10 protein-coding genes are annotated in these 12,162 nt (G+C 50.3%); 6 read left to right on the top strand and 4 right to left on the bottom strand.

Annotated features, from left to right (window positions below):
- Positions 1 to 2: 2 nt before the first annotated feature.
- A complete protein-coding gene (locus ABJM21_RS12110) occupies positions 3 to 1,235 on the bottom strand; it encodes an FAD-dependent oxidoreductase (RefSeq protein ID WP_348302497.1) in 1,233 nt (410 codons plus the stop codon).
- A 172-nt stretch (positions 1,236 to 1,407) separates the two neighbouring features.
- Complete coding sequence (locus ABJM21_RS12105; protein ID WP_348302496.1) at positions 1,408 to 2,430, bottom strand: LacI family DNA-binding transcriptional regulator; 1,023 nt, start codon at positions 2,428 to 2,430, stop codon at positions 1,408 to 1,410.
- Between the two features lie 359 nt (positions 2,431 to 2,789).
- Between ABJM21_RS12105 and ABJM21_RS12100 the strand changes: the two genes are divergently transcribed.
- Positions 2,790 to 5,255 carry a TonB-dependent receptor gene (locus tag ABJM21_RS12100; RefSeq protein ID WP_348302495.1) on the top strand — a complete coding sequence of 822 codons (2,466 nt, stop codon included), beginning with the start codon at positions 2,790 to 2,792 and terminating at the stop codon, positions 5,253 to 5,255.
- Positions 5,256 to 5,425: 170 nt separating this feature from the next.
- Here ABJM21_RS12100 and ABJM21_RS12095 read toward each other — a convergent pair whose 3' ends face one another.
- Complete coding sequence (locus ABJM21_RS12095; RefSeq protein ID WP_348302494.1) at positions 5,426 to 6,436, bottom strand: hypothetical protein; 1,011 nt, start codon at positions 6,434 to 6,436, stop codon at positions 5,426 to 5,428.
- Between the two features lie 200 nt (positions 6,437 to 6,636).
- Here ABJM21_RS12095 and ABJM21_RS12090 point away from each other — a divergent pair, with 200 nt between their 5' ends.
- From ABJM21_RS12090 to ABJM21_RS12070, 5 genes are read left to right on the top strand one after another with little or no spacing between them, the layout of a single operon-like run.
- Positions 6,637 to 7,587, top strand: a complete 951-nt coding sequence (locus ABJM21_RS12090) for a cupin domain-containing protein (protein ID WP_348302493.1) — start codon at positions 6,637 to 6,639, stop codon at positions 7,585 to 7,587.
- 14 nt (positions 7,588 to 7,601) lie between these two features.
- Positions 7,602 to 8,324 (top strand): SDR family oxidoreductase, encoded by a 723-nt coding sequence (locus ABJM21_RS12085; protein ID WP_348302492.1) that lies wholly within the window; start codon positions 7,602 to 7,604, stop codon positions 8,322 to 8,324.
- Positions 8,321 to 9,397 carry an ester cyclase gene (locus ABJM21_RS12080; RefSeq protein ID WP_348302491.1) on the top strand — a complete coding sequence of 359 codons (1,077 nt, stop codon included), beginning with the start codon at positions 8,321 to 8,323 and terminating at the stop codon, positions 9,395 to 9,397. Before ABJM21_RS12085 ends, ABJM21_RS12080 begins: the two co-directional genes overlap by 4 nt.
- Positions 9,394 to 10,290 (top strand): amidohydrolase family protein, encoded by an 897-nt coding sequence (locus ABJM21_RS12075; protein WP_348302490.1) that lies wholly within the window; start codon positions 9,394 to 9,396, stop codon positions 10,288 to 10,290. Before ABJM21_RS12080 ends, ABJM21_RS12075 begins: the two co-directional genes overlap by 4 nt.
- 2 nt (positions 10,291 to 10,292) lie before the next feature.
- Positions 10,293 to 10,994 (top strand): RraA family protein, encoded by a 702-nt coding sequence (locus ABJM21_RS12070; protein ID WP_348302489.1) that lies wholly within the window; start codon positions 10,293 to 10,295, stop codon positions 10,992 to 10,994.
- Here the strand turns inward: ABJM21_RS12070 and ABJM21_RS12065 are convergent.
- Positions 10,991 to 12,136, bottom strand: a complete 1,146-nt coding sequence (locus ABJM21_RS12065; RefSeq protein WP_348302488.1) for a cobalamin-independent methionine synthase II family protein — start codon at positions 12,134 to 12,136, stop codon at positions 10,991 to 10,993. The genes ABJM21_RS12070 and ABJM21_RS12065 overlap by 4 nt on opposite strands.
- Positions 12,137 to 12,162 lie beyond the last annotated feature (26 nt).

Below are 12,162 nucleotides of genomic sequence, written 5' to 3'. Positions count from 1 at the left end.
GTCTAGTCCGGCGCCACCAGATTTGCGAGCCGATCCGCTGATCCCATCGCCAAAGTCCAGCCAAGCGCGCCATGTCCGGTATTGATCGCCAAAGTGGGACGAGGCCGTGAGATAATCGGCAGGCTATTGGGTGTCATCGGACGCAGTCCTGTCCAGATATTGCTCACGGAATCATAGTCCACCGCTTCTGGCATCGAAACCCGGGCAGAATTGATCAGAGCCGATATCCTAGCACTTTTGACTTGGACATCGCCATCGCCCAGATCAGCCAGCCCCGCCACGCGTATCCTATCTCCCAAATTCGTAAATACAATCCGCCTTGCAGTATCGGTGATACTGGTTTTCGGGGGAATGGAGCCGGGGGGTGCCGTGAAAGAATAGCCTTTGAGCGGTTGGATCGGGAGATAAATGCCTAGCGGCTTTGCAAGCTTTGCAGATTGGACACCGGCACAGAGAATAGTGATATCGGATTGAAGCGTGTCTCCATTGCCTAACCGAACACTGGCCTGATTGTTGGAAAGATCAATATCCTCCACAGGCAGGCCGAAATGGGTTTTTACATCATATTCGCGTTTGAGCAGATCAAGCATCTCCCGCGAAAAACCATGAGCATCGCCAACTGCTTCGTCCGGTGAGTAAATTGCCCCCGCCAGTGACCCGTTTAGCTGCGCAAGTGCAGGCTCAATGGCTATGGCTTCATCGGGGAATAATATTTGCTGGTCAGGGCATCCGCCTTTTTTAAGCGCTAATATCTTTCGCGCCTGATCAAAAGCTTCACCAGTGGAATAGAGATGCATCTTTCCTGCTACACGGTGCCCGAATTGCAACTCGTGACTGTCCAGCAATTGTTGCATTGATTGCTGGGATTGCTGAGCCAGATCGAGGCCTACCAACGTGTTGGAATTGAAACGCCGGCTGGTGCAATTTTCAAGAAATTTGGCCAGCCATCGCCAATAGTCAATATCCCATTTCCAACGGAACCGAAATGCTTCCTCAAGGCGTAGCACCAGTCGTGGCATTTGGGCAATCAACCCAGGGCTGGCTAGCGCATCAGTATAGCAATAACTGAGTTGGGCACCATTAGCGAAAGAAGCGCCCTCACCGGGACCGTCATGCTGATCAATAATCGTAACATCAACGCCCCGTCTTGCGAGTGCGTAAGCAGTTGCTATGCCTACCACTCCGGCCCCTATAATATTAGCCGAACTAGGCTTCTGATCAGAGTGCTTCCCCATGGGTGGGAGAATGAGGTGAATTCAGCGTTTCTACCATAAGCAAAAGGGGAGTTGATTATAGATTGAGGCTATGGGTTGGTGCTTGGCCGCTTTTACAAAATGATAGAACCAGTGTCCGCTTGTGCGCCCAAAGCAGACACTAGCGTTGTGGCCGGAATTCCCAGAAGCAAAATCAAGAAAGCCGGGCTGAAGTCCCTTCCATCAAAATACCGGAAAACACTCTTTTCTCATTTGCGATTTCCGGGTTTTCAATACGCTCGATCAGCATGTTAACGGCAGCTTCAGTCATTCGTCCAACTGGTTGGCGTACGGTACTGAGGTCAAAACTCAGCCAGTTTGCAGGGCCAACACCGTCAAATCCAACGACAGAAACATCCTCCGGTACTTTCAGATCATGCTCAAAACGCAGGGAATCAATTACACCAATCGCACTCATATCGTTCACGCACATGATGGCATCGGGAATATTTCCATGTTGTTCGAGTATTTTGTCAATTGCTGCAGCCCCGCATTCATAAGAAAAATCGCCGTCGATTTTGACGATATCGGTTATTCCCAGCTCTCTGAGGCGCGCTTCACTTGCTTGCTCTCGCTCTTGTCCAACGACGGAATCTGGCGGGCCGCAAATAATAGCTGCGCTGTTATGCCCGGATTCAACCAGACCAGTTGCAAGCGTTTCGGCACCCTCTGCTTGATCACAGCATACCGCGCTTGCGCTATGATCATTGGAATGGCGATTGTAGAAAACCAGAGGCTTTTTCCGACGTGAAAATTCGGCGATTTGTTTTTCTGAAAGCTTGGCGGCAGCTATCACCCCGTCGACTTGATATTGCCAGATCTGTTGTAGCGCATCTTCTGCGTCACTTTCTGTTTCAAGCGCGAATAACAAAACACGAATACCGCGTTTCGAAAACCGCTGACCAAGTTGGGCCAAGACTTCGGGATAATATAGATTGGTCAGATTGGGAATAATCACGGCGACAGAATTTGAACGTTTGGTGATCAGGCTTCTTGCTATCGCGTTGGGTTCGTATCCCAACTCCTCTGCGGCTATCCGAACCTTTTCTCTCGTTTTTGCAGAAACTGACGCTCCGGGCTTGTAGCAGCGAGAGACAGCAGATTGAGAAACGCCTGCCTTCTTTGCAACATCATAGGATGTGACGGGCTTGCCTCTACGTTTCTCAATATCTGCCATGTCTGTGGTTACCCCTCGCCGCTGTAACGGCATATCGTAGCTGTGACAGCCTTTCTATCAACAAAGCTACTGCCGATTGCAAGGCACCAGTGATATACTGATTAAGTGGTTCTGAAAAGTTGCATGCGCATGCACCGATGCATTCAATATCTAGCCGGAATGCTTTCAAAGCATCAGATCGACAGAAATTTAGCCCTAATCTATGTCATTGAAAATAAATAATAATACATAAAATCTGGCAAATCGGCAACAGTATTCTAGCATTTTGCATTCGAAGTCATTATTTTATTGCCATATTGCACGGTTGTGGATATCAAAATTTCAAACAGCGTTTGCATAAAATTTAGGGAGGGAGTCGTATGGCTATATCAACTACAAAGAAATTAATGCTTGGTGCGTCCGGCAGTGCTTTGGCTATCGGAGGCTTTGCTCCGGCATATGCACAAGACGAGGCGGGCGCCGAAGACAGCAATGTAATTATTGTTACGGCGAACAAAAAAGAAGAGAGCATCCAGGATGTCAGCTTGTCTATTCAGGCCTTTGACGCCGAAGCACTCGATAAAGCAGGTATTACCGATGCGTCCCGGCTGGAGCTTTTGGTCTCGGGTGTTAATTACGCGTTTTCGGGCAATGATGCGAAATTCAATGTTCGTGGCGCGAACTCGAACAATACTTTCGCAGATAATGGCTCAATCGTCGGCGCTTATGTGGATGGTGTGTATAAAGCACGGGCATCGCAGCAAACACGGGCATTTTTTGACGTAGAACGGGTTGAGTTCCTGAAAGGTCCGCAAGGAACTTTATACGGTCGTAATACATTTGCCGGCGCGCTGAATCTTCACACTAAAAAACCAGACCTGACAGACTTCTCAGCAGGAATAGAGGTTGGCTACGAGCGGTTCGATAGCGTCAAAGCCTCAGGATTTATAAATGTTCCGCTCGGCGATACATTTGCTGTTCGATATGCAGGCTATATCCAGAAAAGTGATGGCTTCATCAACAATCTTGCTGGACCGGATATTGGTCAGCAGGATGATAAGGGGTTCCGGATCAGTGCGCTTTGGGAGCCCACTGATAATTTCAATCTGATCGCTCGACTTCAACACACGGCTGAAGATGGCCGCGAAGCTGGCCTGTTTGGCTATACTTTCCTGTGCCGGAATGTGACTCCGTCAGGTCACACCGATGCCTTTGGATCAGAGCGCGATTGCGCTAATCCCAATCGCGGTTCGGCAGGCCTGGGGGCAGCCGCCAATGCCGGTACTCCCGGCTCTGGCCCGCATACCATCGCGCAAGACTATGTGCCTGATGTGAATTTGGAAGAAACGGTTGTGTCGCTGGAGGCCAATCTTGACCTCGGTGCAGTTTCGATCAAATCGATTAGCTCTTACACGGATTTCCAGAACCTGTTTGGGTTTGATTTTGATTTTGGACCGAACCCGCATGCCATAGGCGGCTTTGATGAAACTTTGGAATCCTATAGCCAGGAATTGCAGTTTAACACCAACTTTGATGGGCCGTTCAACCTGACGGCTGGTGCTTACTATTCGAGGGAAGACACTTTTTATAGCTTCTCGATCTACAACCAAACGGTTCGCGATCCCGCTTTTCCGCGTGTAGTTGCTCCTGTTTTGGATAATGCGGGTAATCCGGTTCTGGACGGCATGGGTAATCCTCTGTCCTTACCTGTCTTGACGGCAACGCCTACTGTTGGACTGAATCGCAGCCTCAACGGATTTTTTGCGGATAGTGCATTTTTGGATATCGAAACGTTTGGTATCTATGGACAGGCTGAGTTCGAAATCACCGATCAGTTGCGTATCATCGGTGGCATTCGGTATAGTTCAGAGAAGAAAGAACTGACCGGCGGCGGCAGTAATTTTACCGCCAACGGCCCTGTGACAGTCGTCCCAGGAACGGCTGGCTCATCTCCCGTCATTCTTCCTGATAGCCGCGATGTGTTTCTCATCAACGAAAATGCGGCCGGTGCCAATACAGCAAGTCGGACCTTCAACAATGTGGACTATAAAGTCGGCATTGAATTCGATATAGCTGATGACGTGCTGCTTTACGCCAACACGGCAACGGGCTTTCTTTCTGGTGTTGTAAATAACAATGGTTCAACGACCGACCAGCAGGACTCGCAAGTATATGAAATCGGTTTGAAGAGCGTTTTGTTTGACGGCGATCTGACCTTCAATCTCGCGGGACATTACACGGAATATTCTAATCTTCTGTCACAGTTCCAAGTCATTGACCCCAATACCGGAATCGGTGTTACGTTCAGTGAAAATGGCGGTTCGATCGAAGCTTATGGTGTTGAGCTAGAGGCGGTTTATCGACCAACGCAAGAGTTGACCTTGGCGATGAACGCTGCTTGGCAGGATGTGCAGTTTGGAACATTTGGTCAAACAAGTCCTTATCAGTTGAACAATGGCAGCACGACTACCTTTGTTGACCTGTCTGGAGAGACACCAACATTTGCGCCTGACCTGACAGTGTCCCTAACCGGGTCTTATGAATTTGATCTAGGTGAAGATTTTGGTTTCCTTACGCCATATGTCCAGTTCTATTATAGTGACGGATTTGGAACATCGAATTTGTTCGCCATTGATCCTGCCGCGTTCCAGAGCAGTTATACCAAAACCGATATACGTTTGGTTTGGGACTCACCTGATCGGAACTATTCTATCGAAGCCTTTATCGAGAATATTGAAGATGAAGCGGTTCTGTCGCGCAGCAACAATAATGGCGGGGACGACTTGCTACAGTCTTCCTACCTTTATCCACAAAATTATGGTCTGCGTCTGAAGGCACGCTTCTGACAATCACGCCTCGGTCCTGAACGGAGGGCTGGAATTGAACGGAGACGGAAGGATCAAAGGCAAGCGATCCTTCCAATTTGGGAGAGGTGTTTCACCTCTCCCCTTTTTTTGCCAATTGATCGCTTCCTGGGAAATGGTCTCGTACAATTCCGTGCGCCAACTATCTGATTTTAAAGTCCCTGCACCTGGCGATTGCGTTCCAACAGGTCGAGACCTTGCATGAAAAAATAGTGCAGCAGATCAATATATACCCAGTTTTCGGAAAGCCTGTCGCCGTCGCGGCGATAAATGTCGACGACCCGCATTTCGCTTCCGCCAACACCAGCAGGCATGCCGAGAAAACCGCCTGACAGGCGGTTGTTCAGATTGGGCCAGCCGAAAAACCCGGCATAATTTCCTTCTGCAAATCTTGCCACATGACCGTTATAGACCTTGTCAGTCAGGCCTTCACGAAAAGGATATTGATGCTGCTGCTGATATCGCTCAATTGTGTAAGTGGCACCAATTCCAGTTGGTCCGTACCAGGCCATATCTTCATGCCAGCTCCGGGCAAGATATTCCGGCGAACATCTGTCCTCACTTGACTTGTTAAGCTGATCAAGGTCTTCAATCATCTGGTTGAGTATCTGCATGGTGCGGCTGGCCTCTGCAGGGGCCACCGGAGCAATTTGGATGCCATCATTTGTTTTTGGGCCAGGCTTGATAACATCTGATCCCATTTGCGGCGGCAACGGATATTGATCGGCCTGCTGCATAACGCTCAATATATCGCAGAAAAACGCTGTCTCTTTGATCTTGCCATCCGTTACGCAGTGAAATTCTGCATATGGCAGCATGGCCAGTTTGTGATTTGGTCGAATGCCTAACCATGGTTCATCGAACAATCCCATAAAATGTCCACTGCTGCAGATCCAGGTGGAGCCACCGTCGTCAACGTCATTTTGCCCGGCAAAAAATATTGTCTCCCGGCGTTGTAAGCGATGAAAGGCGCGATGCAAAGGGTCCCAGAATTCATCTACGGCATGCCTTGCATCATTTTTGTCGGAAAACGGATGCATTCCGCGCCAACGGTATTCCGACACAACATGGTCAGACAAAACATCGTAGAGGCCGGCCGGTCTCACCCGGTCAAACGCGTCCTGATAGTTTCTTACAATCTGTTTTGCCTTTTGTAGCTCCATGCTCAGCCCATTCTCCTATTAGCTGCGATATAACCTATCTCATTGAAAAATGACTTCGAATGCAATCAATTTTCAACTTTCGGCCTAAGGTCATTTTTAAACTATCACAAATAACCTATTTCTTTACAAAAATCTTTTCAATTTAAATTGACTTCGGATGCAAAAAAGCCAATAAATCCCAGTCTCAATAAGGGTAAAGCATGACAGTCCGTTCTCAAAATGAATCAGGTTCAGAGAAGCGCTCACCGGTTCGGCTGGTTCGATATGAAGAGCTGATTCCGTGTTACAATGCCTTCATTGACACCCGCACACCTGGATCAGATCAGAAAGAGAATTTCACAATAATTGGCCCCGGCGTCTCGGAGAACCCTGACCAGCATGTCCATATCGCTGAACCACATGGCTTTAACATCGGCGCAGCGCGTCAACCGCCTGGTTGCGTGAACTCACAGCACAGCCATGAAACCGAGGAAGTGTTTTTCGTGCACAAAGGGACCTGGTCCTTCGACCTTGGGGAGCACGGTGACGATGCCCGGATCACTCTGAAACCCGGTGATTTGATATCCATTCCGACCCACGTCTTTCGAGGCTTCGAAAATATTGGCGATGACATGGGGTTTCTGTGGGCCGTGCTTGGCAGAGATGATCCCGGCCACGTGCTCTGGGCTCCTGAAGTTTTCAAAATGGCCGAAAAATATGGCCTTGTCCTTCTCGAAGATGGCAGTCTGATTGACACCAATGAAGGTGATGTCGTTCCCGCCGACAAGAAGCCGATGCCGGTTACGACAGGTGAGCAAATTGCCAAACTGAAAACATTCGACGAAGCGCAATTGCGGGGCTGTTGTACATTCTCAGAACAATCAGCTAGCCGAAATCGCAAGTTAATCGCCGAAGACGGTGAATTGGATTGGCCACACGGTTTTGAGGTCATTCAAGCCCGCCTTGGTGAACAAGATTCAGTTAGTCCCTATGCATTTGGGAGCTCCGAAGTGCTGTTTGTTCATGACGGTGAACTGACGATTGAAACGGCTGGTGAGGAGACAATTGTTCGCGCTGGCGACACTGCCACAATTGCACCGGGATCGACACGGTCTTTCGTCAATAAATCATCAGGCGACGTCGATTTTTTGATTGTTCGCGGTAAATTATAAGCTGAAAGAAAGCTATGACTGCTTTGGAAGGGAAAACCGCACTCGTCACTGGTGCAAGCAAAGGAATCGGCCGGGCTATCGCGTTGTCGCTTTGTGAGGCCGGTGCCCATGTGATTGCCGTGGCTCGCTCGTCTGAAGATTTGGACAGCCTTGGCGCGCAACTAGGAGATCGAGGAACGGTTTGGGCAGAAGATGCAACTAGCGATGCATTTCTTAAGAAAATTGCAGCGCTACAATCGCTCGATATCCTGATCAATAATATCGGCACCAACCGCCCGCAGCCTTTTGTTGAGGTGAGCGATGAAAATCTGGATGCGATGCTTGATATGAATGTCCGCGCAACCTTCCGGATTGCAAGAGAAGCGGCAAAGAAAATGGGGCAAGGTGGCTGCATAGTGAATATGACCTCGCAAATGGGACATGTCGGATCGCCGGGTCGTACGGTCTATTGCATGACAAAGCACGCAATAGAGGGGTTAACCAAGGCAATGGCGGTTGAACTGGCGCCAACAGGTATTCGCGTGAATTCGGTTGCACCAACATTTATCGAAACACCGATGACCAAGCCTATGCTCGATGATCCGAAATTTGCAGATTTTGTGAAAAGCATGATCCCGCTTGGGAAAATTGGTCAGCCGGAAGATGTCGCTGCGGCCGTGCTTTACTTGTGCGGCGATGGCGCTGCAATGGTGACCGGGCATAGCCTGCTCGTCGATGGAGGATGGACCGCACAATGAGCAATTTACCAATCACCCATGTCGCCACGACGGACATTTCCGAAATGCTCGACCCCGCACCGGGGCGGCGAATGGATCTTCCCGGTTTTGACGAGGAATTTGTCGACTTTCCCGATTATATTATCCGTATAACCGAACGGATATGGCATGATCGCAAGGTTGACCTGTGCCTGAAATATTATACCGAAAGCTGCCTGATCCATACATTGTCGGGGGATATTGTGGGCGCACAAACTGTGGTCGACAATACCCATGCAACATTGAAGGCATTTCCCGACCGGAGGCTCGATGCGGACAATGTGATCTGGTCGGAAGACGGAGAAGCAGGGCTTTATTCCTCGCATCTCATTACCAGTAAGATGACCAACTTGGGACCTTCTGAATTTGGTCCCGCGACTGGTAAAAAGGTCCGTGTGATGACCATTGCCGACTGCGCTTGCCGCGACAATCAGATTTATGAAGAATGGCTGGTGCGCGATTATTCGGCAGCGGTCATGCAACTGGACTTTGATGTTGGTGAGACTGCACGTAAGTTGGCGCAGCAAGACATCGCCGCCAACAATTCTCTGATCGACTTTCACACGGCAGAGCATGAAGCCGTTCAGCGCGCCGATACCAATCAACTGCCGGACAATTCAGCTTCTCAAGAAGCGCAAGAATTTGTAGCCCGATATTTCAAAGACACTTGGAATCGTCGCAATCAAGAAGCCTATCCGGAGTTATATGATTATCGTGTTGGTGCCCAATATCCCGGACTAAGGGACTTTTACGGTCCGGACGAAGTTTCGCCCTATCATCAGGAAATTCTGGAAGCTTTTCCTGATGCCAAAATCCGCGTCGACCATATTGCCGATATTCCTTATCTAGGAGAGGCGCGTGATATCGCGGTACGTTGGACATTGGCCGGAACGCATAGTGGCGGCGACCTTTATGGAACGCCAACCAATGCCCCCGTCCTGATCTTGGCAGTCAGTCATTTTCGCGTGATAAATGGCCGTGTCCGAGAAGAAACCACCATCTGGGATGACGTTGCGGTCCACCGGCAAATCGAGACCGCCCGGTTGTCCGCATGACGGCACCGGCGCGGATCATTGATGCGCACCACCACCTCTGGGACCTTTCCCATTGCCATTATCCCTGGTTGATGGAACGCGGTGTGAGGCGCTTTTTTGGTGATCCTGAACCAATACAGAAAAATTATCTGACCTCTGATTTCACCGCTGATCACGGTGATTTGCCCATAGTAAAATCGGTGCATATCCAGGTTGGCGTGCAGGAAGAAGACGCGATCAAGGAAACGCTCTGGCTACAAAGCGTCGCAGATAAGGGCGGCTTCCCGCACGCAATTGTCGCATTTGCCGATTTGACTCGCCCTGATCTTGAGGCAAATCTAGATGCCCATGGCAGAGCCGCTAACCTGCGCGGTGTTCGCCAGATTGTCGGACGCAGCGCTGAAGAAGACGCCAAGACCGGCACTTCGGCTTTGCTATCGGATCATGCCTTTGCCGCTGGCTTAAGGCTGCTGACCAAACGCAAATTATCTTTTGACCTACAGCTTACTCCGCCGCTTATGGAGGCGGCCGCCAAACTATTCTGTTCGATTCCCGAAACACCGCTGGCTCTTTGTCACTGCGGCAGCCCAAGCGATTTTTCGGTGGACGGTATCGAGCAATGGCAAAACGGCCTTGAGGCCTTTGCTGGTCACGAGAATATCATCTGTAAAATATCGGGATTTGGCATGTTCAACCATGATTGGACTGTCGATACGATCCGGGACCATGTGCTGCGTGTTATCGATATTTTCGGACCAAACCGTATCGCCTTTGGCAGTAATTTTCCGGTCGATAAACTATATGCGAGCTATGGCGATGTCATGGGTGCTTATTTGAATATTACCGAAGGCTTTTCAGATGGTGAACGTCAGGCCATGTTCCACGATAACGCCGCAAATTTCTATAGGATATGATGATGACCCAGAATGAAGAGTTTGTCCGATCGCTTGCCCGTTATGATACGCCAACGATTTGCAATGCGATTGAAGTGGCGCAGGGCAAACGCGGCTTCGATGACTATACGCGGGGTACTTTTCAGGCAGCGATGAACGGTGCGAAGGCGATGGTCGGCTACGCACGGACGGCCAAGATTGCCGGGAAGAATCCGCCGAAGGAATCGCCTGAAGTCATCAAGGCACGCCGATTGGACTATTTCCGTTATATGGCCGGCGGTCCCCGGCCTGCTCTATGCGTCATCGAAGATATTGATGGTCCCAATTGCGTGTCCGCCTGGTGGGGAGAAGTGCATACAGTCGTGCACAAGGGTCTAAAATTGTCAGGCGCCATTACCAACGGAGTGATGCGCGATCTCGATGATCATCAGGAAGGCTTTCCTGTTATTGCTGGGTCAATCGGACCCAGTCACGCCTTTGTGCGCGTTGAAGAACTAGAATGTCCAGTCGAGATTTTCGGGATGAACGTCACGCCGGGTGATCTTGTCCATGCCGATCAGCATGGCGCGCTTGTCATCCCGCCAGAAATCATGCCGGAATTGCAGGCCGCCATCGACAAGCTGTTAGCGACGGAACAGATCATCATTGCGCCGGCAAAACAGGACGGGTTTGATATCGAAACGCTGGAAACAGCCTGGCGCGAATTTGAGCAATCCCGGACCTAGGTCCAAAGCCGTCCGGTAGCGATCTCGGCGCCTTCCGTCATACTTGCCAGTTTCGCATAGACAATATCCTCATCGACCGCACCAAATCCGGCGAAGGTTGAAAAACCACAGTCGGTACCCGCAATTACGCGCTCCCGGCCAACTATATTGGCGAACCGTTCAATCCTTTGTGCAACCAATTCGGGATGCTCGATAAAGTTGGTCGTGCTATCGATCACGCCGGGGATCAGGATTTTGTCATCCGGGATATCCATTTCGGCAATCTCGGCCCATTCATGCCCATGACGTGGATTGGAGTTTTCGAACAACAACCCTTGCGGTTTGGCCTTCAGCGCAACCGGCATGACCATGCTCATCGGCGCGTCGTGATGATGCGGTCCTTCATAATTACCCCAACAGATATGCATGCGCACCCGGTCGGCAGGTATATTGCGCAGTGCATGGTTTAGCGCCTCAACATGGCGCATGGCGAGGCGTTCATAGTCTTCTTCTGGCTGGTCCTTGAACATCATATGCTTGCCGAGACCGAGATCGGGCGTGTCGAGTTGCAGGATATATCCGGCCTCCACAATGGCTTCATATTCGGGCCGCATAGCTTCGGCGAGAGCCTCGAGATACTGTTCCTGTGTGGCATAGTGGCTATTGGGCTGGAACAGAGCGATCACACCCGGTGATGCCGCGTTCATAAAACCCTCCGCAACATCTGCATTCTCTAGTGCAGCAGTGAAATTGTCGAGATCCTCTTGCAACGGTTGCATGGATTTGACTGCCACCGGCCCCACACAACATGGACGGGTATAGGTTGGTGTACCGCCGCTTGATGCCTGCCGTTCCAGAAAGCCGGGAAATTCTTCCAAGTCCGATGGAGGCGAGCGCGGACTGTCCCCTTCAAAACCTGTAATCCGGTCCTTTATATAGGTCGCGTAAGAGATTTTGCTCATCTCGCCATCGCTGACGATATCGACCCGTGCCTCGCCTTGCTTCTTTACAACATCGGTGACGGCATCACGGATCGTTTTGGCAAATGCTGCCTGATCCTGTTCTTCGCCATGTTCATGAGCGAAGACACAATCTGTCACCGCTTTGGAGCGTGGCAAGCTGCCGACATGGGTTGTTAAAATGCGGTCGGTACTGATTTTCATGCCTGCTCCTCGATGGCTTTCGAGAA

Source organism: Parasphingorhabdus sp. (assembly GCF_039977335.1).
GTDB lineage: Bacteria > Pseudomonadota > Alphaproteobacteria > Sphingomonadales > Sphingomonadaceae > Parasphingorhabdus.
Note: the sequence above shows the minus strand (reverse complement) of the source record. Positions and strands in the feature narration are given on the sequence as shown.